Genomic DNA, 22453 nt, shown 5'->3' with positions numbered 1-22453 from the left:
GCCATAATTGGGAAAACACGAAGGGCATCGCGTGACAACGCGGTGCCCTTCGTGTATCGGGCATTCACGGCAATTTACGAGGAGCCAAGATGTCTTTAGAGCCTGTCTATAAACGTGTTCTACTCAAGGCTTCCGGCGAAGCGCTCATGGGTGGCCAGGGTTTCGGGATCGATGTGACGGTGGCGGACCGCATTGCATCCGACATCGCCGAGGCACGGCATATGGGCGTGGAAGTCGGCGTCGTCGTCGGTGGCGGCAATATCTTCCGCGGTGTCGCGGTGGCGTCCAAGGGCGGCGACCGGGTCACCGGCGACCATATGGGCATGCTCGGCACCATCATCAATGCGCTGGCGCTGGCGACCTCGCTGCGCAAGCTGAACATCGATACGGTGGTGCTTTCGGCCATCTCCATGCCCGAGATCTGCGAGAGCTTTTCGCAGCGCGCAACCCTTTATCATCTGTCGATGGGCCGCGTGGTGATCTTTGCCGGCGGCACCGGCAACCCCTTCTTCACCACCGATTCCGCCGCAGCACTTCGTGCAGCCGAAATGGGTGCGGAAGCGATCTTCAAGGGCACGCAGGTGGACGGCATCTATACCGCCGACCCGAAGAAATATCCCGATGCGACTCGCCTCGACCGGCTGACGCACCAGGAAGTGCTGGACAGGGGGCTTGCGGTGATGGACGTTGCCGCTGTGGCGCTCGCCAGGGAGAATTCCATTCCGATCATCGTCTTCTCGATCCACGAGAAGGGTGGTTTTGCTGAAATCTTGACGGGCGGTGGTCTCAAGACCATCGTCTCCGACAACTGATATAAGCTGCGCCGCGGATTCGGCGCAGCCCTCGCTAGAACATGATGATTTAGGCCCGTTTGGCCTGAAAGCTGAATCATGTTCTACATTAAATAGTAAGAGCATGATGTCGCCCGAAAACCGCTGACACTTTTCGGCATCATGCTCTGGACGGGAGCATCGACATGAGTGAAGGTATCGACATCAAGGAACTGAAGCGCCGCATGGACGGCGCGATTTCCGCATTCAAGAGCGACATCGCATCGCTGCGCACCGGCCGTGCTTCGGCCAACATCCTCGACCCGGTGACGATCGAGGCCTATGGTTCGCGCATGCCGCTGAACCAGGTCGCCAACATCACCGTGCCCGAGCCGCGCATGCTCTCGGTTTCCGTCTGGGACAAATCGATGGTCAGCGCCGTCGAGCGCGGCATTCGCGAATCCAATCTCGGCCTCAACCCGATCATCGACGGCCAGAACCTGCGCATTCCGCTGCCGGAGCTGAACGAGGAGCGCCGCAAGTCGCTCGTCAAGGTGGCCCACGACTATGCCGAAAAGAGCAAGGTGGCGATTCGCCATGTCCGCCGCGACGGGATGGACGGCCTTAAGAAAGCCGAAAAAGACGGCGTAATCGGCCAGGACGAGAGCCGGGCGCAGTCGGAACGTGTACAGAAGATGACGGACGAGACGATTTCCGAAATCGACCGCTTGCTTGGCGAGAAGGAAAAGGAAATCATGCAGGTCTAGTGGATCTGTGCCTTTGCCTGGAAAGACCGGACGGGAAATGTCGGAATCTGTATTTGTGACTGTGCCAGAGCATGTTGCCATCATCATGGATGGTAATGGCCGTTGGGCCAAGCAACGTGGCCTGCCGCGCACGATGGGCCATCGCAAGGGCGTCGAGGCGGTGCGCGAGACAGTCCGTGCCGCCGGTGCGGCCGGCATAAAATATCTGACCCTCTTTGCCTTCTCCTCGGAGAACTGGCGCCGGCCCGAAGCCGAGGTCTCCGATCTGCTCGGCCTGCTCAAGGCTTTCATCCGGCGCGACCTCGCCGAGCTTCATCGCCAGAACGTGCGGATCAAGGTGATCGGCGATCGCCACAGCCTGCGCAGCGACATTCTGGGCCTGTTGCTGGAGGCGGAGGAGACGACCAAGGACAACACGTCACTGACGCTCGTCATCGCCTTCAACTACGGTTCGCGCGACGAGATCGCCCGCGCCGTCGTCAGCCTCGCCCGCGACGTCGAGGCCGGCCGCCTGAGAGCACAGGATATTACACCGGCGCTGATCAACGCCCGTCTCGACACGGCCGGCATTCCCGATCCGGATCTCATCATCCGCACCAGCGGCGAAGAGCGGCTTTCCAATTTCCTTCTCTGGCAGGCCGCCTATTCGGAATTCATCTTCCTTCCGGAATATTGGCCGGATTTCAGCCCCGAGATCTTCCGCTCGGCGCTCGAGACATTCGCCTCTCGTGACCGGCGCTTCGGCGGCCTGTCGTCGCAGGCGGCCGCGGTCGGCACCTGATGCAGAGGGAATTGAAGCTCCGTATCGTTTCAGGGCTGATTCTCGCGGCCATTGTTCTGGCCGCCACTTGGTATGGAGGCCTTGCCTTCCGTATCCTGGCGGTCGTGATCGGACTGCTCATCTACTATGAATGGTCGAAAATGACGGGCATCGCGCGGGATTGGGTCGCCAATGCCGTCGGCTGGATCGGTGAGGCGGCGATTGCCTTTCTCGTGCTTGTCGGCAACTTCGAATTCGCCGCCGGCATGCTGGCCGGCGTCACCGCCGTCGGTATCGCCCTGATCATCCTGCAGGGCACGAGCCGCTGGTTGCCAGTGGGCCTGTTTTATGCCGGCGCCACCGGCCTGGCGCTTGCCGCAATCAGAGGCGATGACCGGCTTGGCCTTTACGCCATGCTCTTCGTCTTTGCCGTCGTCTGGGCAACCGATATCCTTGCCTATTTCGTCGGCCGGGCGCTTCGCGGGCCGAAGCTTGCCCCTTCGATCTCGCCCGGAAAGACCTGGTCGGGCGCAATCGGCGGCGCCGTTTCGGCGGTCGTGGCCGGCGTCGTTCTCGTCCATTTTCTCCTTCCGGGCGCTGAAATCATCGCCGCCGGCGTGGCGTTCGTTCTCTCGGTTTGCAGCCAGTCGGGCGATCTTTTCGAATCGTTCATCAAGCGGAAATTCGGTGTCAAGGATTCGAGCCGTCTCATTCCGGGCCATGGCGGCGTCATGGACCGTGTCGACGGACTGATTTTCGCCTGTTTTTCGGCGTTCTTGCTTGCTGGGCTTTTTTCCCTGATAAAGGGGGCCGGAATGACGTCGCTTGGTGCGGCATTGTTCGGACTCTGACAACGCGGCGGTCTGACGGAAGGGACTCATGGAAACGATGAGCGGCATATACGCATTTCTGATGGGGAACATCGTTACCTTCATCCTCGTGCTGTCACTGCTCGTCTTCGTGCATGAGATGGGCCATTACCTTGTCGGGCGCTGGAGCGGCATTCGCATCCTTGCCTTTTCCGTTGGCTTCGGTCCGGAGATCTTCGGCTTCACCGACCGCCACGGAACACGCTGGAAGATTTCGGTGATCCCGCTTGGCGGCTACGTCCGGTTCTTCGGCGACGAGGATGCCTCGAGCAAGCCCGACACCGACAAGATCGCCGCCATGTCCGAGGAGGACAGGGCGCGCTCCTTTGCCGGCGCCAAGCTGTGGAAACGCGCTGCAACCGTCGCGGCTGGCCCGATCGCCAATTTTCTGCTGGCGATCGCCATCTTCACCATTCTTTTCTCGGTCTATGGCCGCACGATCGCCGATCCCGTCGTTGCCGAGGTCAAGCCCGACGGCGCTGCCGCTGCCGCCGGCATCCTTCCAGGCGATCTGCTGGTCGCCATCGATGGCGGCAAGGTCGAGACCTTCGACGACGTGCGCCGCTATGTCGGCATCCGCCCGAGCCAGAAGATCGTCGTGACGATCGAGCGCGCCGGCCAGAAACTTGATGTGCCGATGGTGCCGCAGCGCGTAGACACGACCGACCAGTTCGGCAACAAGGTCGAGCTCGGCCAGATCGGCATCGTCACCAGCCGGGAGGCCGGCAACTTCCGCCTGAAGACCTATACGCCGCTGCAGTCGCTGCGCGAGGCTGTGATCGAGACCCGCGATATTGTCACCGGCACCTTCAAATATATCGGCAACATCTTCAGCGGAACGATGCGCGCCGATCAATTGGGCGGGCCGATCCGCGTGGCGCAAGCTTCGGGCCAGATGGCGTCGCTTGGAATAGGCGCAGTGTTGCAGCTTGCGGCGGTGCTTTCTGTTTCGATAGGATTGCTTAACCTGATGCCGGTTCCGGTACTTGATGGCGGCCACCTGATGTTCTATGCGGTGGAAGCGGTGAGGGGGAAACCGCTCGGCTCTTCGGCCCAGGAAATTGCATTTCGCATCGGCCTGGCGATGATACTGACATTGATGGTTTTCACGACCTGGAACGACATTGGCTCGTGGATAGGGTAAACGAGCAAGGCGAGGTCAATTACTATTTATTTACGATGTTTCAAGGCTGTAGTGGCGAATGGGTCACGCTTGCAAATGAAGTAAACAGAAATTAACGACCTGCCTTGCTTGTATGTCAAAAGCGGGTAAAACGACACACGTGACCGGAATCGGGTTCTCCTGGAGCCGGGGACGAGGGAAACAAAAGGTAATGGGTGAAATGAAGGCTGGTTCAAAGTTTTTGAACGCAGTATCGGCGGTTGCGCTGTCTGCTGGTGTTGTTGCTTCGGGCGCAGGTGCTGTGACGTTCGTTTCCGCTACGGCCGCTGAGGCCGCGGTCATCCAGCGCATCGATGTGCGCGGCGCAAGCCGTGTCGGCGCGGAAGCCGTCCGGTCGAACCTCACCATCGCTCCCGGAAAGAGTTTTTCGAACAGCGATATCGATGCCTCGGTCAAGCAGCTCTACGGCACGGGTTACTTCTCCGACGTCAAGATCTCGGTTTCCGGAAGCACGCTCGTCGTCAGCGTTCAGGAAGCCCAGCTCGTCAATCAGGTCGTCTTCAACGGCAACCGGAAGATCAAGGACGACAAGCTCGCGACGATCGTCCAGACCCACGCTGCCGGTCCCTATAGCGACACCCAGATTCAGGCTGACATCCAGTCGATCAAGGAAGCTTACGCTGCCACCGGCCGCAGCGAGGTCGAGGTCACGACGCAGGTGGTGCCGCTCGGCGAAGGCCGTGTCAACCTCGCCTTCGTCATCAACGAGGGCGATCGCACCAAGATCGATTCGATCAACTTCGTCGGCAACAATGCCTACAGCGCCGGCCGCTTGGCTGCCGTCATCGCCACCAAGCGTTCGAACTTCCTGTCGTTCCTGACTCGCAAGGACGTCTACAACGAAGACAAGCTCCACGCCGACGAAGAAGCGCTGCGCCAGTTCTATTACAATCGCGGCTATGCCGACATGCGCATCGTCTCTTCCGATGCCACCTTCGACGACGCGACCAACAAATACACGCTCACCTTCAACATCGAGGAAGGCCAGCGTTACGACTTCGGAACGGTGACCGTCCAGTCGACCGTCGAAGGCGTCGGCTCAGAGCAGCTGCAGCCGCTGGTGCGCACCCGCGAAGGCCAGGTCTACAACGCCAAAGAAGTGCAGAAGTCGATCGAGGCGATCTCCGATCAGGTGGCGTCTGCCGGTTATCCCTTTGCGCGCGTCACGCCGCGCGGTAACCGCGACCTCAACAACAACACGATCGGTGTCGAATATCTGGTCGACCAGGGCGAGCGCGCCTATGTCGAGCGCATCGAGATCCGCGGCAACAGCCGCACGCGCGACTACGTCATTCGCCGCGAATTCGACATGAGCGAAGGCGACGCCTTCAATCAGCAGATGATCACCAAGGCCAAGCGCCGCCTCGAAGCGCTCGGTTACTTCTCCTCGGTCAACATTTCCACCCAGCCGGGCAGCTCGCCGGACCGCGTCGTGGTGGTCGTCGACGTGCAGGATCAGTCGACCGGTTCGTTCGGTGTCGGCGCGGGTTATGCCGCCGGCGGCGACGGTCTGCTGCTCGAAGCCTCGATCGAGGAAAAGAACTTCCTCGGTCGTGGTCAGTACATCCGCATCTCGGCCGGTGGCGGCCAGGAAGGCTCGCGCGCCTACGGCGTCAGCTTCACTGAACCCTATTTCCTCGGCTACCGTCTGGCGGCAGGCTTCGACGTCAACCGCAGCGAAACGTCGAGCAACGACGACTACGATTACGAAGAAACCAGCGTCGTCCTGCGTGTGACTGCGCCGATCACCGAAGATCTGGCGACGACCTTCCGTTATAACTACAAGCAGATGAAGTATGACGGCGATACCTCTGATCTTTCGGCGACCTACGCCAATCTGGTCGACGAGAGCCCGTGGACGCGTTCTTCCGTCTCGCAGACGCTGACCTACAACACTCTTGACGACACCGTCCTGCCGCGTGAAGGCATCTATGCGACGGCGACGCACGAACTTGCCGGCCTCGGCGGCGACTCGCAGTTCTACAAGATCTACGGCAAAGCCCGTTATTATCACCTGCTCGCTGACGATGCCGATATCATCGGCTCGGTCTCCGCTTCGGCTGGTTATGTCGTTCCCTTGGGCGACCATCTGAACGTCTTCGACCAGTTCACGCTGACCAACGGCGATATTCGCGGCTTCGAGAACAAGGGTATCGGCCCGCGCATTCGCGGGGATCACGATGACCCGCTCGGTGGCACGACCTATTTCACGGCGTCTGCGGAAGCCACCTTCCCGATGCCGGGCTTCCCGCGTGACTTCAACCTGCGCGGCGCAGTCTTTGCCGATGCCGGTACGCTGTTCGGCAATGACGTCGAGCTTCTTGGGTCAGACCAGGCCGACGGTACCAGCGCTTCGCTACGCGCCTCCGTCGGTGTCGGCGTCGTATGGCAGTCTCCCTTCGGTGCATTGCGTCTGGATTACGCGATCCCTGTCCTCAAGGAAGACTTCGACAAGACGCAGAACTTCAAGTTTGGCATCAACAACCAATTCTGATATCGGCAGTCCGGAACTGTAAGACTCAATTCCGTTCTGGAGCATTGCCGATGGAGCAAAACGTTTTTTTTCTGCCCCATGAAGGTCTGAAGCTCGCTGAGCTGGCAGAGTTTCTTGGGGCGGAACTCGCGAATTCCGACTATGCCGATGTTATCGTCAGGTCCGTTGCCCCCATCAGCCGGGCCCGGGCGGGCGATGTCTGTTATATCCTGTCGCGTCGTAACCGCGATGAACTGGCGACATGCGAAGCCTCGGCAGTGATCTGCGACAAGGCGCTCGTCGATCTCGTACCCCCCCATATCCCGGTCATCCTCTCGTCCAATCCACATGCGGCTTTCGCGATGGCGGGCGGCCTGTTTTATCCCGCGGCATTGCGCCCGGTCGTCTTTTCCGGTGAAAGCGACATCGCGCCAAGTGCGGTGATCGATCCGAGCGCCAAGCTTGAAAAGGGCGTGATCGTCGAGCCGCTGGCCGTCATCGGAGCGCATGCCGAGATCGGCGAAGGGACGCGCATCGGCGCCCACAGCATCATCGGTCCGAATGTCAAGATTGGCCGGGATTGTTCGATTGCGGCCGGCGCCAGCATTCTCTGCGCGCTGCTCGGCAATGGCGTCATCATCCACAACGGCGCCCGCATCGGCCAGGATGGTTTCGGTTATGCGCCGGGCCCGCGCGGCATGATCAAGATCGTCCAGATCGGCCGAGTGATCATCCAGGATAATGTCGAGATCGGCGCCAACACCTCGATCGACCGTGGCACCATGGACGATACGGTCATCGGCGAAGGCACCAAGATCGACAACCAGGTACAGATCGGCCACAACGTTCAGATCGGCCGCCATTGCGCCATCGTAGCGCAGGTCGGCATAGCCGGCAGCGCGAAGATCGGCAATGGCGTTCAGATCGGCGGCCAGGTCGGTATCAAGGGGCATGTGACGATCGGTGACGGCGTGCAGATCGCCGCCCAAAGCGGTATCATGACCGATCTTGCCGCCGGCGGACAATATGGTGGTACACCTGGGCGCCCGCTGAATGACTATCTGAGAGATGTCGCGCAACAGATGTCAAGGACGAAGCTGCGCGGGACGAAACCTGGAGGCAAGCAAAATGACTGAGGAAGCCACGACAACGCTTTCTTCGGCTGACATCATCGAGATCATGAAACTGCTGCCGCATCGCTACCCGTTTCTCATGGTCGACAAGATCATCGAGATTGACGGCGACAACACGGCGATCGGCATCAAGAACGTCACGGTGAACGAACCGCATTTCACCGGTCATTTTCCGGAATCTCCGATCATGCCCGGCGTTCTCTTGATCGAGGGCATGGCCCAGACCGCGGGTGCGATCTGTGCCAAGAAGGATGGCCAGCCAGGCAACCTCGTCTATTTCATGACCATCGAGAATGCGCGCTTCCGCAAGCCCGTCGTACCCGGCGATCGTGTTGAATTCCATGTCAGGAAGCACAAGCAGCGCGGCAATATCTGGAAATTCCATTGCGACGCCAAGGTCGACGGCGCACTTGTCGCCGAAGCCGATATCGGCGCGATGATCGTTCGTAAGGATCAGGCATGAGCACTATCGCCGAAAGCGCTCGCATTCATCCGATGGCTGTCGTCGAAGACGGCGCGACCATCGGTGAGGGCGTCAAGATCGGTCCCTTCTGCCATGTCGGGTCGCACGTCGTCCTGCATGCGAATGTCGAGCTTTTGTCGCATGCGGTCGTGACCGGCCGCACCGTGGTCGGCAAGGGCACACGCATCTTCCCGATGGCGGTCGTTGGCGGCGATCCGCAGAGCGTGCATCACGGCGGCGAGGAGACGACGCTGACGGTCGGCGCCAACTGCACGATCCGCGAAGGCGTGACGATGAACACCGGCACGGCCGATTTCGGCGGCCAGACGATCGTCGGCGACAACAATCTCTTCCTTGCCAATTCGCATGTCGCGCATGACTGCCGGGTGGGCAACCATGTGATCATGTCGAACAACGTCATGCTCGCCGGCCATGTCGTCATCGAAGATCGCGTCATCCTGGGCGGCGGCTCGGCCGTTCACCAGTTCACCCGCGTCGGCCGTCAGGCCTTCGTCGGCGGGCTCTCGGCAGTCAGTTACGACGTCATTCCCTACGGCATGCTGAACGGCAATCCCGGGCTGCTGAGCGGCCTCAACGTCGTCGGCATGACGCGCGCCGGCGTCGACCGCGCCGTCATTCACAGGGTGCGGCGCGCCTACAAGTCGATCTTCGAAGGACCGGGCTCCGTCCGCGAAAACGCCGCCGCCATCCGCGAAGAATATGCTGATTGCGAGCAGGCGGTCCACATCCTCGACTTCATCGCCGCCGACAGCGACCGCGCCTTGTCCTCGCCAACCCGGGGGCAGAAGGGCTAGTCCGTGACTCTTTCCGGCGATACCGCTGCGGGCCGGCTGGCGATCATCGCCGGCGGCGGCCTTCTGCCTTCTTATGTTGCTGAAGCTGCGCGCGCGGCGGGCGAAAATCCCGTCATCGTCGCGCTGAAGGACGAAAGCGACCGGCGCTGGGAAGGGTATGACCATGCCGTCATCGGCGTCGGCGATTTTGCAGCACTCGAGGGCCTCTTGAACCGCTACGGCATCGGCCGTGTCGTCATGTCCGGCAGCGTGCGGCGCCGGCCGGAATGGCGCGAGGTGCGCCCGACGCTGCGCACTCTGATGAAGATGCCGGCCACGATCCGCACCTTGCTGTCCGGCGGCGACGATAGGGTGCTGCAGATGGTGATCCGGCTGATCGAGGGAAACGGCCGGCGTGTCGTCGGTGCCCATGAGATCGCCCCCGACCTTCTTGCCGCCGTCGGCCCGCTCGGCACGGCGATACCGGGCGAAGAAGACCGGCGCGATATCAACCGCGCGGCGCAAGCCGCCGAAATGCTCGGCCGGCTCGATGTCGGGCAGGGCGCCGTCGCCATCGGCGGGCGTATCGTCGCGCTGGAGGGTCTTGAGGGCACGGACGAGATGCTGGAGCGTGTCGCGGATCTTAGAGCCGCCGGGCGCATCTCGCCGCGCCGCCGCGGCGCGCTGGTCAAGCTCTGCAAACCGCAGCAGGATATTCGCGCCGACCTGCCGGCGATCGGCGTTTCCACGGTCCTGAACGCAAGGAAAGCCGGCCTTGCCGGCGTCGCCGTCGAGGCCGGCCGCTCGCTGGTGCTCGATCGCGCCGCCGTCATCAAAGCCGCCGATGAGGCCGGGCTTTTCGTCTGCGGCATCGATCGCGGCCTGCCGGCATGGGGGCTCGAATGAACGGGGCGCCGTTGAAGATCGCCGTCATTGCCGGTGAGGTGTCGGGGGATCTGCTCGGTGCCGATCTCATCGCCGCCCTGAAGCGGATTCATAGCGGACCGGTGGAACTCGTCGGCGTCGGCGGTGAGGGGCTCCAGGCCGAAGGCATGAGATCCCTGTTCGATTTCTCCGAGCTGTCGATTATGGGCATCACCCAGGTGCTGAGCCGGCTGCCAAGGCTCTATACCCTGATCCGCCAGACGACGGCTGCCATCATCGCCGCAAGGCCGGATATTCTTCTGATCATCGACAGCCCGGATTTCACCCATCGCGTCGCAAAGCGTGTCCGCACCGCGCTGCCGGATCTGCCGGTTGTCAATTATGTCTGTCCGAGCGTCTGGGCCTGGAAGGAATATCGCGCCACGCGCATGCTCGCCTATGTCGATCATGTGCTCGCCGTCCTGCCCTTCGAGCCGGCAACAATGCGTGCGCTCGGCGGGCCTGAGACCACCTATGTCGGCCATCGCCTGACCGCCGATCCGGCGCTGCTCGAAGCGCGGCGGCAGCGCGCCATGCGCGCACCCGTCGAGGGAGCCGGCAAGGCGATCCTGATGCTTCCTGGATCTAGATCCTCCGAAATCGCCAAACTGCTGCCGTTCTTCGAGGATGCGGCCAAGGAACTTGTCGCCCGCAACGGCCCGATGCGATTCCTGCTGCCGACCGTGCCGCACAACGAAGCGCTGGTGAAGGGGCTCGTCGCCGGCTGGGCCACGCCGCCGGAGGTGGCGGTCGGGCCGGCGCAGAAATGGAAGGCCCTTGCCGAGGCGGATGCGGCGATGGCAGCTTCCGGCACGGTGATCCTCGAACTCGCCCTTGCCGGCGTGCCGACGGTGTCCGTTTACAAGACGGATTGGATTATCCGCCTGCTCGCCCGGCGCATCAAGGTATGGACGGGCGCATTGCCCAATATCATCGCCGATTATGCCGTCGTGCCGGAATATCTGAACGAGATCGTCCGCGGCGCCAGCCTGGCGCGCTGGATGGAGCGGCTGTCGGCCGACACGTTCCAATTGAAGGCGATGAACGAGGGCTACGATCTCGTCTGGCAACGCATGCAGACCGAAAAGCCGCCCGGCGAGCACGCCGCCGAGATCCTTCTCGACGTGCTGAAAAAGAAAAAACCCGGTCGTTTCTGACCGGGTTTTCTTTTGGGTCGTTGGAAGCGATCAGCGCTTCGAAACCGGGATGTAATCGCGCTTCGGTTCGCCGACATAGAGCTGGCGCGGACGGCCGATGCGCTGTTCCGGATCCTCGATCATCTCGTTCCACTGCGCGATCCAGCCGACGGTGCGGGCAAGCGCGAAGAGCACGGTGAACATGGTCGTGGGGAAGCCCAGCGCCTTCAGCGTGATGCCGGAATAGAAGTCGATGTTCGGATAGAGCTTCTTCTCGATGAAATATTCGTCGGTGAGCGCGATACGCTCCAGCTCCATCGCCACTTCGAGCAACGGATCGTCCTTGATGCCGAGTTCGCCGAGCACTTCATGCGTCGTCTTCTGCATGATCTTGGCGCGCGGATCGTAGTTCTTGTAGACGCGATGACCGAAGCCCATCAGGCGGAACGGATCGTTCTTATCCTTGGCGCGGGCGACATATTCCGGAATGCGATCGACCGTGCCGATTTCGTTCAGCATGTTGAGCGCTGCTTCGTTGGCACCGCCATGCGCGGGCCCCCAGAGGCAGGCAATGCCGGCGGCGATGCAGGCGAACGGGTTGGCACCCGACGAACCGGCGAGACGGACGGTCGAGGTCGAGGCGTTCTGCTCGTGATCGGCATGCAGGATGAAAATGCGGTCCATGGCGCGGGCAAGAACCGGATTGACCACATATTCCTCGCAAGGCACGGCAAAGCACATGCGCAGGAAGTTCGAGGCGTAGTCGAGGTCGTTCTTCGGATAAACGAAGGGCTGGCCGATATGGTACTTGTAGGCCATGGCGGCAAGCGTCGGCATCTTGGCGATCATGCGCAGGCTGGCGACCATGCGCTGGTGCGGATCGGTGATGTCGGTGGAGTCGTGATAGAAGGCCGACAGCGCGCCGACGCAGCCGCACATGACGGCCATCGGATGCGCATCGCGGCGGAAGCCAGTGAAGAAGCGGCTCATCTGCTCGTGCACCATGGTGTGGTGCGTGACGCGGTAATCGAAATCCTTCTTCTGCACGGTGGTCGGCAGTTCGCCGTAAAGCAGGAGGTAGCAGACCTCGAGGAAGTCGCCGTGCTCGGCGAGCTGCTCGATCGGATAGCCGCGATGCAGCAGGACACCTTCGTCGCCGTCGATGTAGGTGATTTTCGATTCACAGGATGCGGTCGAGGTAAAACCCGGATCGTAGGTGAAGGAAGCTGTGTTCTTGTAGAGGGCACCGATATCGATGACGCTCGGGCCGATCGTGCCGCTTTTGACAGCAAGGTCGACAGACTTGTCACCGATTTTTATTGTAGCGCTTTGATCCGTCATGCTGATCCTCCGAAATGGCGGTGGCGCCATAAAAGCGCCATAGGGGTTAAGCGTCCTCACCGATAGCTATATGATCGCGAAGCTAATGCCAAGTTACCGTGATGGCATTTTGTGCATTGCGGTATCACCTTTTAGGCACTGCAGCGATGAGCCGCACGCATATCGGAAGCTGATGATTCGACTGGTCTTTTGGCGCTCGCGATTTTCCCTCATATTTCAATCGATTATTCTTGCCGGATTTGATTGGAGGTTGCATTCTGGCCGCCTTCGCAGCCGGGCTTGGGCGGTTCATGCAGGAGTTGACGACAGTCGAATTGCGGCCGGAAGCAGGCGAAGGCCTTGCCGACTCCTCCAGTTTTTCACCACCTGTCGTGGTGACGCGACCGACACGGACGCAGTCGGCGACACCATTGCGCCACCGGCTGCCGGCCGCAGCCTCGCAATTGCTGCGTGCCGGCATGCGCATGCTGGGCGAAGAGGCGGACCATGGCCGCCTGCTGCTGTTTTCGCCGGTCTTCCTCGGCGCTGGGTCAGCCGTCTGGTTTCTCGCGGCATCGGATTTTTCCCTCGTTGCATCACTGCTCTGCCTGTCGGCGGTGACAGTGGCGGTTCTCATCGCCAGCCGCAGCCGGGCGGCAGTGCGGGCAACGCTGCTGGCGCTCTCGCTCGTGGTCTGCGGCATGGTCACGGCGCAGTTCGAGAGCCGGCGGGCTTCGACCGTGATCCTCGATTCATCAGTGACGACCACGGTGACCGGCCGTGTCGAGCGGCGCGAAGGCGATGGTCGCGGGCGGTGGCGCTACATTCTTGCGGTCACCGGCACTAGGGCACCGGAGCTGAAGCGGCGGCCGGAACGCATCACCGCCATCGCCCGCGGCGCGGACGCGGCCTTCGAGATCGGCGATATCATTACCGGCAGGGCGCGGCTGACGCCGCCGGCAGGTCCGGCACTTCCCGAACTCAACGACTTCTCCTTCGGTGCCTATTTCGATGGCATCGGCGCCAACGGCTTCTTCTACGGTGCACCGACGAAGGTCGATGCGCAGGCTGGTCCCCAGGCTGCCAGATCGACGGCTGAAACGCTGCTCGAAGGGCTCTACCGGCTGCGCAGCGGCATTGGTGACCGCATAAGGTCGATCCTGCCCGGCGACACCGGCGCTTTCGCCGCTGCTCTGGTGACGGACGAGCGGCGTGCCATCTCGAATGAGACGACGGAGGCGCTGCGCCAGTCCGGTCTGGCTCATATCATCGCCATCTCCGGCCTCAACATGGCACTGTCGGCCGGCATCTTCTTCGTCGGCTTCCGGATGCTGCTCAGCCTCTTTCCCGGCATTGCTGAGGCCTACCCGACGAAGAAGATCGCTGCCGCCGGCGCGCTCATCGCTGTCACCGCCTATTTCCTGATTTCGGGCTTTGCGGTCTCTGCCGAACGCGCCTTCATCATGATGGCCATCATGTTGGTTGCCGTCTTCTTCGACCGGCCGTCGATCAGCCTGCGCAATGTCGCTCTCTCCGCGCTCGTCATCATCGTCATTTCGCCGTCCGAGGTTTTGGGTCCGAGCTTCCAGATGTCTTTTGCAGCGACATTGGCGCTGGTCTCGGGCTATCAGCTGTGGAAGGACCGGCGCGTCCGCGAAAACGCCTTCCTGAAGCTGCCGATCATCAGGCCATTCGTTACGGTTGCGGGCTTCTTCGGCGGCATCTTCCTGACCTCGCTGATCGGCGGTTTTTCCACCGCGCTGTTTTCGATCGAGCATTTTCATCGCCTGACCGCCTACGGCCTGCCGGCAAACCTCGCGACAATGCCGATCATCTCCTTCATCATCATGCCGGCCGGCCTGCTGGCGATGCTGCTCATGCCTTTCGGCCTGGACGTTTTGCCTTGGAAGGTGGTGGGATTCGGCCTCGATCTGGTGATCGCGGTCGCAAAGACGGTGTCCGGCTGGGATGGCAATATAGACGTCGGCCGCTTGCCCGCCTGGTATTTCGCCGTCGCCGTGGCAGGCTTTCTGCTGCTGACGCTGCTCCGCACCCGGTTGCGCCATGTCGGCACATCGATCATCGCGGTCGCAACGCTCATCCTGCTGCTTCTGCCGGGTCCCCGTCCGCCGGATTTGGTGATTTCGGAGGATGGCAGTCTCGTCGCAATCGTCGAGGCGGCAGCCATGGCGTCCAACCGTGAAAGACCGCCGGATTTCATCTTCGACCAGTGGCAGAGAGCGCTGGTCCTGCCGAGGCATGATCCGCCGAAGATGCTGGATGGTCCTGCTATCCCGCCTGAGGGAGAAGACCGCCGCGTCAGGCTTTCCCGCGATCAGCAGAACGAAGCAAGGACCGCGATGCGGGCGGCCACAGCGGGCGGTGACGCAAACCGCTTTTCCTGCGTCAAGAAGGCCTGGTGCACATCAAGGCTCGCCAATGGTCAGGTGGTTGCTGTCATCGACAATGCCGCCTATCTCGGTCCGGCATGCGACGCGGCCGATATCGTCGTGACCTCGGTCCGCCTTCGCTTCAACAGCTGCCGCTCGGGTGCGACGCTCTTCACCGGTGAGACGCTGCGCAGGACCGGATCCATCGAGTTGCGCTTCACGGACGCCGGCCTGGAGGTCGCAACCGCATTCGATGCATTGTCGCGGCCATGGATGCGCCATCGCGCCTATGACTGGCGCAGCAACAGCTTTACCGAATCGGGCCTAGCCAATGTCAGTGATAGCGGCGAATGAGACCGACGAGTTTACCCTGAACCTTGACACGGTCCGGCCCGAAAATCCGGGTCTCGTAAGCCGGGTTGGCGGCCTCCAGCGCGATCGAGGCGCCCTTGCGGCGGAAGCGCTTGAGTGTCGCTTCTTCGTCGTCGACGAGAGCAACGACGATGTCGCCAGGACTTGCGGTGCTGCCGTTGCGAATGATCACGGTGTCGCCGTCGAAGATGCCTGCGTCGATCATCGAATCGCCCTTGACCTCCAGCGCATAATGTTCACCGGAGCCGAGCATGTCGGCCGGAACGACGATGTCGTGGGTATTGTTCTGGATCGCCGAGATCGGCACACCGGCAGCGATTCGGCCCATGACCGGCACGGAGACCGAGTTGCCGTTGTCGGCGACGGGCTTTGCGGGAGCAGGGGCGGTGACCGGCTGCGGTTTGCCGAGGCTGCCCTCGATGACGCTCGGCGAAAAGCCGCGCCGGGGCTGAATGCTGGGGCTGTAGGCCTCCGGAAGCTTGATGACCTCAAGCGCGCGGGCGCGGTTCGGTAGGCGGCGAATGAAGCCTCGCTCCTCCAGCGCCGTAATCAAGCGATGAATCCCGGACTTGGAGGCGAGGTCCAGGGCATCCTTCATTTCGTCGAAAGATGGCGGAACGCCGGATTCCTTCATGCGCTCATGAATGAAAAGGAGAAGCTCCTGTTGTTTGCGCGTGAGCATCGACGTTGTGACCTCGTGATTGAAACAAATCCAGAACAGACACTATATGTTCCATATGTGTTCCGCAAGTAGCTAAATTTCCGTAAAACTTGGCGCCAACTCGTTGAGATTTTTATTTTCATTCGCCGGATTGGCACACAAGTCTTGCCTTGGGCGGCACTCTCACACATCTCTGCCGTGTTAGGAGAGGGGGATATCATGAACGAGCACTCCGCCAAACCGCACCCGCTGGATCATGTCGTGCTGCCGGTCGTCAATATCGATCTGGCGCGCGAGAGGCTCGGCAAGCTCGGCTTCACTGTTGCCGCCGATGCGCGCCATCCCTTCGGAACGGAGAATGCCTGCGTCTTCTTTGCCGACAAGACCTATCTGGAGCCGCTCGGGATTGCGAGCGTCGAGGAGAGCGAGGCATCAGCGCGGCAAGGCAATGTCTTCACCGCCCGCAACCAGGCCTTTCGCTTCCGCTGTGGCGAGGAGGGGCTTTCGGGGCTGGCTTTCGGCAGCAAGGATGCCGGCATCGATCATCAGAATTTCGTCGGCAACGGATCGAGCGCCGGCGAGATGCTGCAGTTCACCCGGCCGATGACGATGCCGGACGGTTCCGAGACGATTGCCGGCTTCAAGCTGGCTTTCGCCGGCGACCTGCGCGCGCCTGATCTCCTGCTCTTCACCGTCGAGCGCGTCACGCTGCCGGCTGACCGCGCCGCGCTGGAGACGCATGCCAATGGCGTCACCGGCCTAATCGAGATCGCGCTTTGCACGCCGGAGCCGGCCGCCTTCGCTGCCTTCGTCAGCCTTGCCGTGGCGCAATCGGCAGTCGAGAAGACCGGGTTCGGCGTCAATATCGCAGCATCGAATGCGAAAATCAGCCTGATGACGCCGGAAGGGCTGGAGGCCTATTTCGACATCGCCGGCTCATCCGCAGATCGCGGCCTGCGCGGCCGGGCAATCCTCTTCACTGTCGCCGATCTTGCCGTGACAGAAGCGCATTTGGCTGCTAACGGGGTGACATACACGCGCAAGAACAATCGCATTCTGGTGAAGCCCGCGCCCGGGCAGGGCACGCTCTTCGCCTTCGAGGAAACACGATGAGCACTGATACGAATTCCGAAGTCAGGATCGGCGAAGGCCAAGGCCAGGTCACTTTTTCCAATACCGGCCGCCTGTCGCTGATTGCCGGTCCCTGCCAGATGGAGAGCCGCGACCACGCCTTCATGGTTGCCGGCACGCTGAAAGAGCTTTGCGGAAAGCTCGGCATCGGCCTCGTCTACAAGAGCTCCTTCGACAAAGCGAACCGGACCTCGCTTTCGGCCGAACGCGGTATCGGGATCGAAAAGGGCATGGAGGTCTTTGCCGACCTCAAGAAGGAATTCGGCTTTCCCGTCCTGACCGACGTTCATACCGCCGAGCAATGCGGGGAGGTGGCAAAGGTCGTCGATGTCCTGCAGATCCCGGCCTTCCTTTGCCGCCAGACCGACCTTCTTATCGCCGCCGCCAAGACCGGCCGCGTCGTCAATGTCAAGAAGGGCCAGTTCCTCGCTCCCTGGGATATGAAGAACGTCCTGAAGAAGCTCAATGCCAGCGGCAATCCGAACGTGCTGCTGTGCGAGCGCGGCGCCTCATTCGGCTACAATACGCTGATTTCCGACATGCGTTCGTTGCCGATCATGGCGGCGATGGGCGCGCCCGTTATCTTCGATGCGACCCATTCCGTGGCGCAGCCGGGCGGCCAGGGCGAATCCTCCGGCGGTCAGCGGGAATTCGTGGAAACCCTGGCGCGCGCCGCTGTGGCTGCCGGTATTGCTGGTGTCTTCGTCGAAACCCATCAGGACCCCGACAATGCCCCTTCCGACGGCCCGAACATGGTCTATCTCAAGGACATGCCGCGGCTTCTCGAAAAGCTGCTTGCCTTCGATGCGGTCGCCAAGGCCTAAGGTTCAGCTTGACGTTCAACAGTCTGACATGATCGTACTATAGGCCACATCCGAACGCTGGTCCGAAGGCTATTGCAGCATTGTAATTTGCACGCCTTCGACTAAGACAGGTTTCGAACCATTTATCACCCACCGAGCAGGAAGAACCCATGACTGCAATCACCGATATCATCGCCCGCGAGATTCTCGATAGCCGTGGCAACCCCACCGTCGAAGTCGATGTCTATCTCGAAGATGGCAGCATGGGCCGCGCGGCGGTTCCCTCGGGCGCCTCGACGGGCGCGCATGAAGCGGTCGAACTGCGTGACGGCGGCAAGCGCTACCTCGGCAAGGGTGTCGAAAAGGCGGTCGAAGCCGCCAACACCGAGATCTTCGACGCGATCGGCGGTATCGACGCCGAAAACCAGATCCAGATCGACAACATCATGATCGAGCTGGACGGCACGCCGAACAAGTCGCGCCTCGGTGCCAACGCCATCCTCGGCGTATCGCTCGCCGTTGCCAAGGCTGCGGCCCAGGCGTCCGGCCTGCCGCTCTACCGTTATGTCGGCGGCGCTTCCGCCAGCCTTCTGCCGGTGCCGATGATGAACATCATCAATGGTGGTGCTCATGCCGACAACCCGATCGATTTCCAGGAATTCATGATTCTGCCGGTCGGCGCCGATTCGATCGCCGAAGCCGTGCGCATGGGTTCGGAAGTCTTCCATACGCTGCGCAAGGAACTTGCCGCGCAGGGCCATAACACCAATGTCGGCGATGAAGGCGGTTTCGCACCCGGCCTGAAGAGCGCGCCGGAAGCTCTCGACTTCATCATGAAGTCGATCGAGAAAGCCGGCTACAAGCCGGGCGACGACATGTGCCTCGGCCTCGACTGCGCCTCGACCGAATTCTTCAAGGACGGCAAATACGTACTCGAAGGTGAAGGCCGCACGCTGGAGTCGGGCGCCATGGCCGAATACCTGGCCGAGCTCGCCGCCAAGTATCCGATCATCTCGATCGAGGACGGCATGGCCGAAGACGACTGGGATGGCTGGAAGACGCTGACCGACCTGGCCGGCAAGAAGACCCAGCTCGTCGGCGACGATCTCTTCGTCACCAACTCCGCCCGTCTTCGCGACGGCATCCGCATGGGCGTCGCCAACTCGATCCTCGTCAAGGTCAACCAGATCGGCACGCTGACGGAGACGCTCGATGCCGTCAACACGGCGCACAAGGCGGCCTATACCGCCGTCATGTCCCACCGCTCCGGCGAGACCGAAGATTCGACCATCGCCGATCTCGCGGTCGCCACCAACTGCGGTCAGATCAAGACCGGCTCGCTGTCGCGTTCCGACCGTCTTGCCAAGTACAATCAGTTGATCCGCATCGAAGAGGGCCTCGGCCCGCAGGCCCAGTATGCCGGCCGCTCGATCATTCGCGGCTGATCGGATCTGATTTCTAATGGCTTGACCCGCGCCTCCCGGCGCGGGTTTTTTGTTGCCCGTTTTTTAGAGTCAACGAACGGTTAATCTCTGCGCGTTAGATTGAACGAATTGGTAATGCGTTCAAGAGCATGCGTGTATGTGGACAAAGCATCATAAGAAGAGAAAGATCGGTCGCTTCGTCATTCCGGCCATGACGGTCGCCTTCCTCTCCTATTTCGGTTATCATTGCATTCATGGCGATTACGGCCTGCGCGCGACGGAGACGTTCGAGCGTCAGCGTGTCGCCCGCGAAAAAGAGCTTGCGGTCTTGAAGGCGAAGCGCGAACATCTGGAAAATCAGGTCGCGCTCCTGAGTGACGGCTCGCTCGACAAGGATATGCTGGACGAAAAAGCGCGTTATCAGCTCAACATGTCGCGCGCGGACGAGATCGTCGTATTCAACCACTATTCCAATTAACCGGAAACAGGTTAATTGGAATTTTCCTAGTTTTTCCAACAATTTAGCGCCGAATACGAGCCATGCAATTATGGCATTGCTGTGGTCATATTTCTTCCCTATGGTACGCGCCACCAAGAAACGACAAACCCATAGGGAGGGTTGAATGGCGCCGCGAAAGACCGCGACCGTTTCCAGCCGCAAAACTGCAGCAAAACCGGCAGCCAAAGCATCGAATGGAGGCCCGGTAGCCGACTTCGATCGCGATGAAGAGCTGAAGGCCTATCGCGAGATGCTGCTGATCCGCCGCTTCGAGGAGAAGGCCGGTCAGCTTTACGGCATGGGCTTCATCGGCGGCTTTTGTCACCTCTACATCGGTCAGGAAGCTGTCGTCGTCGGCATGCAGATGGCGCAGAAGGATGGCGACCAGGTCATCACCGCCTATCGCGATCACGGCCATATGCTGGCAACCGGCATGGAAGCGCGTGGCGTCATGGCGGAACTGACCGGGCGCCGCAGCGGCTATTCCCATGGCAAGGGCGGCTCGATGCACATGTTCTCGAAAGAGAAGCATTTCTACGGCGGTCATGGCATCGTTGGCGCCCAGGTCTCGCTCGGAACGGGTCTTGCCTTCGCAAACCGCTACCGCGGCAACGACAATGTCTCCATCGCCTATTTCGGCGACGGCGCTGCCAACCAGGGCCAGGTCTACGAGAGCTTCAACATGGCTGCTCTCTGGAAGCTGCCGATCGTCTATATCGTCGAGAACAACCGTTACGCCATGGGTACCTCGACCGCCCGCGCCACCGCGCAGTCGAACTACTCGCTTCGCGGATCCGGCTTCGGCATCCCGGGCATTCAGGTCGACGGCATGGACGTTCGCGCCGTCAAGGCGGCGGCCGACGAGGCGCTCGAACATTGCCGCTCCGGCAAAGGCCCGATCATCCTCGAAATGCTGACCTATCGTTATCGTGGTCACTCGATGTCCGATCCGGCGAAGTATCGCTCCAAGGAGGAAGTGCAGAAGATGCGCTCCGAGCAGGATCCGATCGAACAGGTGAAGGCACGTCTCATCGAAAAGGGCTGGGCTTCCGAAGACGATCTGAAGGCGATCGACAAGGATGTCCGCGACATCGTCGCCGACAGCGCCGACTTCGCCCAGGCCGATCCGGAGCCGGATGCATCCGAGCTCTATACCGACATTCTGCTCTAATCGGGGAGGGAACCCATGCCTATCGATATCCTCATGCCCGCCCTCTCTCCGACCATGGAAGAAGGCACACTGTCCAAATGGCTGAAGCAGGAAGGTGACAAGGTCACCTCCGGCGACGTGATTGCCGAAATCGAAACCGACAAGGCGACGATGGAAGTCGAAGCCGTCGATGAAGGGATCATCGGCAAGCTGCTCGTCGATGCCGGCACCGAAGGCGTCAAGGTCAACACCAAGATCGCCGTGCTGCTGCAGGACGGCGAATCGGCCTCGGATCTTTCCGCCGCCAAGCCGGCCGCCGCACCAGCTCCGGAAGTTGCCCAGGAAGAGAAGCCGACCAACACCGGTTCTGCCTCCGCACCGCTTCCGGCCGAGCCGAAGGCCGTCGTTCCGAACGACCCTGAAATCCCGGCCGGCACCGAAATGGTGTCGACGACCGTGCGCGAAGCGCTCCGCGACGCCATGGCCGAGGAAATGCGCGCCGACGAAAACGTCTTCGTCATGGGTGAGGAAGTCGCCGAATATCAGGGCGCCTACAAGGTCACGCAGGGGCTGCTGCAGGAATTCGGGCCCCGCCGCGTCGTCGATACGCCGATTACCGAGCATGGCTTTGCCGGCGTCGGCGTCGGTGCCGCCATGGCCGGCCTTCGCCCGATCGTCGAATTCATGACCTTCAACTTCGCCATGCAGGCGATCGACCAGATCATCAACTCCGCTGCCAAGACGCTTTATATGTCCGGCGGCCAGATGGGTGCTCCGATCGTCTTCCGCGGCCCGAATGGTGCAGCGGCCCGCGTCGGCGCCCAGCACAGCCAGGATTATGCTGCCTGGTATAGCGCCATTCCCGGCCTGAAGGTCGTCATGCCCTATACGGCATCCGACGCCAAGGGCTTGCTGAAGGCCGCGATCCGCGATCCGAACCCAGTCATTTTCCTCGAAAACGAAATTCTCTACGGCCAGCACTTCGATGTGCCGAAGCTCGACAATTTCGTTCTCCCGATCGGCAAGGCCCGCATCCATCGTCCGGGCAAGGACGTCACCGTGGTCTCCTTCGGCATCGGCATGAGCTATGCGACCAAGGCTGTCGCCGAACTCGAGAAGATCGGCATCGACGTCGAACTGATCGACCTTCGCACCATCCGCCCGATGGACCTGCCGACCGTCATCGAATCGGTGAAGAAGACCGGCCGCCTGGTAACGGTCGAGGAAGGCTATCCGCAGTCTTCCGTCGGCACCGAAATCGCTACCCGCGTCATGCAGCAGGCCTTCGACTATCTCGATGCGCCGATCCTGACGATCGCAGGCAAGGACGTTCCGATGCCTTACGCCGCCAATCTCGAAAAGCTCGCCCTTCCGAACGTCGGCGAAGTGGTCGATGCGGTGAAGGCTGTTTGCTACAAATAAGGGGAGGGT

The 22453-nt window shown here is 61.2% G+C and carries 20 protein-coding genes; 18 read left to right on the top strand and 2 right to left on the bottom strand.

The genetic code is table 11. The features are described from left to right. Positions 1–89: 89 nt before the first annotated feature. The 11 genes from pyrH to lpxB all read left to right on the top strand — a co-directional run bounded on the left by pyrH (position 90) and on the right by lpxB (position 11293). Positions 90–812 (top strand): UMP kinase, encoded by a 723-nt coding sequence (pyrH, locus tag HX898_RS06425; protein ID WP_003539289.1) that lies wholly within the window; start codon positions 90–92, stop codon positions 810–812. A gap of 164 nt (positions 813–976) precedes the next feature. Then, a complete protein-coding gene (frr, locus tag HX898_RS06420; RefSeq protein WP_003559065.1) occupies positions 977–1537 on the top strand; it encodes a ribosome recycling factor in 561 nt (186 codons plus the stop codon). Between the two features lie 37 nt (positions 1538–1574). After that, positions 1575–2318 (top strand): isoprenyl transferase, encoded by a 744-nt coding sequence (locus tag HX898_RS06415; protein ID WP_003539291.1) that lies wholly within the window; start codon positions 1575–1577, stop codon positions 2316–2318. Further along, a complete protein-coding gene (locus HX898_RS06410) occupies positions 2318–3148 on the top strand; it encodes a phosphatidate cytidylyltransferase (RefSeq protein ID WP_180194250.1) in 831 nt (276 codons plus the stop codon). The genes HX898_RS06415 and HX898_RS06410 overlap by 1 nt, the downstream gene beginning before the upstream one ends. A 28-nt stretch (positions 3149–3176) precedes the next feature. After that, complete coding sequence (gene rseP, locus HX898_RS06405) at positions 3177–4310, top strand: RIP metalloprotease RseP (protein WP_064654224.1); 1134 nt, start codon at positions 3177–3179, stop codon at positions 4308–4310. A gap of 199 nt (positions 4311–4509) precedes the next feature. Next, positions 4510–6843 carry an outer membrane protein assembly factor BamA gene (bamA, locus tag HX898_RS06400; RefSeq protein ID WP_180194249.1) on the top strand — a complete coding sequence of 778 codons (2334 nt, stop codon included), beginning with the start codon at positions 4510–4512 and terminating at the stop codon, positions 6841–6843. A 50-nt stretch (positions 6844–6893) separates the two neighbouring features. After that, positions 6894–7958 carry a UDP-3-O-(3-hydroxymyristoyl)glucosamine N-acyltransferase gene (lpxD, locus tag HX898_RS06395; protein ID WP_138329622.1) on the top strand — a complete coding sequence of 355 codons (1065 nt, stop codon included), beginning with the start codon at positions 6894–6896 and terminating at the stop codon, positions 7956–7958. Continuing rightward, positions 7951–8418 (top strand): 3-hydroxyacyl-ACP dehydratase FabZ, encoded by a 468-nt coding sequence (fabZ, locus tag HX898_RS06390; protein WP_003539296.1) that lies wholly within the window; start codon positions 7951–7953, stop codon positions 8416–8418. The genes lpxD and fabZ overlap by 8 nt, the downstream gene beginning before the upstream one ends. Then, complete coding sequence (gene lpxA, locus HX898_RS06385; protein WP_003559078.1) at positions 8415–9233, top strand: acyl-ACP--UDP-N-acetylglucosamine O-acyltransferase; 819 nt, start codon at positions 8415–8417, stop codon at positions 9231–9233. The genes fabZ and lpxA overlap by 4 nt, the downstream gene beginning before the upstream one ends. Before the next feature lie 3 nt (positions 9234–9236). Then, on the top strand, positions 9237–10118 hold the full coding sequence (locus HX898_RS06380) for an LpxI family protein (RefSeq protein WP_180194248.1): 882 nt from the start codon (positions 9237–9239) through the stop codon (positions 10116–10118). Further along, positions 10115–11293, top strand: coding sequence for a lipid-A-disaccharide synthase (lpxB, locus tag HX898_RS06375; RefSeq protein WP_138329620.1), 1179 nt, complete (start codon positions 10115–10117; stop codon positions 11291–11293). Before HX898_RS06380 ends, lpxB begins: the two co-directional genes overlap by 4 nt. A 30-nt stretch (positions 11294–11323) precedes the next feature. Here lpxB and gltA read toward each other — a convergent pair whose 3' ends face one another. Further along, positions 11324–12613, bottom strand: a complete 1290-nt coding sequence (gltA, locus tag HX898_RS06370) for a citrate synthase (protein WP_003539304.1) — start codon at positions 12611–12613, stop codon at positions 11324–11326. 290 nt (positions 12614–12903) lie between these two features. Between gltA and HX898_RS06365 the strand changes: the two genes are divergently transcribed. Further along, positions 12904–15336: a ComEC/Rec2 family competence protein gene (locus HX898_RS06365; protein ID WP_180194247.1), complete on the top strand. Its 2433-nt coding sequence runs from the start codon at positions 12904–12906 to the stop codon at positions 15334–15336. Here HX898_RS06365 and lexA read toward each other — a convergent pair. Next, complete coding sequence (lexA, locus tag HX898_RS06360) at positions 15317–16036, bottom strand: transcriptional repressor LexA (RefSeq protein ID WP_062943637.1); 720 nt, start codon at positions 16034–16036, stop codon at positions 15317–15319. The two genes, HX898_RS06365 and lexA, sit on opposite strands and share 20 nt — an antisense overlap. Positions 16037–16234: 198 nt before the next feature. Here lexA and HX898_RS06355 point away from each other — a divergent pair, with 198 nt between their 5' ends. The 6 genes from HX898_RS06355 to HX898_RS06330 all read left to right on the top strand — a co-directional run bounded on the left by HX898_RS06355 (position 16235) and on the right by HX898_RS06330 (position 22444). Then, positions 16235–17128, top strand: a complete 894-nt coding sequence (locus tag HX898_RS06355) for a VOC family protein (protein WP_180194246.1) — start codon at positions 16235–16237, stop codon at positions 17126–17128. After that, positions 17125–17970 carry a 3-deoxy-8-phosphooctulonate synthase gene (gene kdsA, locus HX898_RS06350; protein WP_138389266.1) on the top strand — a complete coding sequence of 282 codons (846 nt, stop codon included), beginning with the start codon at positions 17125–17127 and terminating at the stop codon, positions 17968–17970. The genes HX898_RS06355 and kdsA overlap by 4 nt, the downstream gene beginning before the upstream one ends. Before the next feature lie 149 nt (positions 17971–18119). Beyond that, entirely contained in the window at positions 18120–19394 is a 1275-nt protein-coding gene (gene eno / locus HX898_RS06345) for a phosphopyruvate hydratase (protein WP_033182549.1), read from the top strand. 136 nt (positions 19395–19530) lie between these two features. Further along, positions 19531–19851: a septum formation initiator family protein gene (locus tag HX898_RS06340; protein ID WP_017988232.1), complete on the top strand. Its 321-nt coding sequence runs from the start codon at positions 19531–19533 to the stop codon at positions 19849–19851. 145 nt (positions 19852–19996) lie between these two features. Further along, positions 19997–21043 (top strand): pyruvate dehydrogenase (acetyl-transferring) E1 component subunit alpha, encoded by a 1047-nt coding sequence (pdhA, locus tag HX898_RS06335; protein ID WP_180194245.1) that lies wholly within the window; start codon positions 19997–19999, stop codon positions 21041–21043. 15 nt (positions 21044–21058) lie between these two features. Beyond that, on the top strand, positions 21059–22444 hold the full coding sequence (locus HX898_RS06330) for a pyruvate dehydrogenase complex E1 component subunit beta (RefSeq protein ID WP_171598836.1): 1386 nt from the start codon (positions 21059–21061) through the stop codon (positions 22442–22444). Positions 22445–22453: the final 9 nt, after the last annotated feature.

The sequence above is a fragment of the Rhizobium sp. WYCCWR 11128 genome (assembly GCF_013416305.1).
Taxonomy (GTDB): domain Bacteria; phylum Pseudomonadota; class Alphaproteobacteria; order Rhizobiales; family Rhizobiaceae; genus Rhizobium; species Rhizobium indicum.
Note: the sequence above shows the minus strand (reverse complement) of the source record. Positions and strands in the feature narration are given on the sequence as shown.

Bases quoted from the DNA above. Each gene is read 5' to 3' on its own strand.
- pyrH (WP_003539289.1), top strand. From the start codon at position 90: ATGTCTTTAGAGCCTGTCTATAAACGTGTTCTACTCAAGGCTTCCGGC.
- frr (WP_003559065.1), top strand. From the start codon at position 977: ATGAGTGAAGGTATCGACATCAAGGAACTGAAGCGCCGCATGGACGGC.
- HX898_RS06415 (WP_003539291.1), top strand. From the start codon at position 1,575: ATGTCGGAATCTGTATTTGTGACTGTGCCAGAGCATGTTGCCATCATC.
- HX898_RS06410 (WP_180194250.1), top strand. From the start codon at position 2,318: ATGCAGAGGGAATTGAAGCTCCGTATCGTTTCAGGGCTGATTCTCGCG.
- rseP (WP_064654224.1), top strand. From the start codon at position 3,177: ATGGAAACGATGAGCGGCATATACGCATTTCTGATGGGGAACATCGTT.
- bamA (WP_180194249.1), top strand. From the start codon at position 4,510: ATGAAGGCTGGTTCAAAGTTTTTGAACGCAGTATCGGCGGTTGCGCTG.
- lpxD (WP_138329622.1), top strand. From the start codon at position 6,894: ATGGAGCAAAACGTTTTTTTTCTGCCCCATGAAGGTCTGAAGCTCGCT.
- fabZ (WP_003539296.1), top strand. From the start codon at position 7,951: ATGACTGAGGAAGCCACGACAACGCTTTCTTCGGCTGACATCATCGAG.
- lpxA (WP_003559078.1), top strand. From the start codon at position 8,415: ATGAGCACTATCGCCGAAAGCGCTCGCATTCATCCGATGGCTGTCGTC.
- lpxB (WP_138329620.1), top strand. From the start codon at position 10,115: ATGAACGGGGCGCCGTTGAAGATCGCCGTCATTGCCGGTGAGGTGTCG.
- gltA (WP_003539304.1), bottom strand. From the start codon at position 12,613: ATGACGGATCAAAGCGCTACAATAAAAATCGGTGACAAGTCTGTCGAC.
- HX898_RS06365 (WP_180194247.1), top strand. From the start codon at position 12,904: ATGCAGGAGTTGACGACAGTCGAATTGCGGCCGGAAGCAGGCGAAGGC.
- lexA (WP_062943637.1), bottom strand. From the start codon at position 16,036: ATGCTCACGCGCAAACAACAGGAGCTTCTCCTTTTCATTCATGAGCGC.
- HX898_RS06355 (WP_180194246.1), top strand. From the start codon at position 16,235: ATGAACGAGCACTCCGCCAAACCGCACCCGCTGGATCATGTCGTGCTG.
- kdsA (WP_138389266.1), top strand. From the start codon at position 17,125: ATGAGCACTGATACGAATTCCGAAGTCAGGATCGGCGAAGGCCAAGGC.
- eno (WP_033182549.1), top strand. From the start codon at position 18,120: ATGACTGCAATCACCGATATCATCGCCCGCGAGATTCTCGATAGCCGT.
- HX898_RS06340 (WP_017988232.1), top strand. From the start codon at position 19,531: ATGTGGACAAAGCATCATAAGAAGAGAAAGATCGGTCGCTTCGTCATT.
- pdhA (WP_180194245.1), top strand. From the start codon at position 19,997: ATGGCGCCGCGAAAGACCGCGACCGTTTCCAGCCGCAAAACTGCAGCA.
- HX898_RS06330 (WP_171598836.1), top strand. From the start codon at position 21,059: ATGCCTATCGATATCCTCATGCCCGCCCTCTCTCCGACCATGGAAGAA.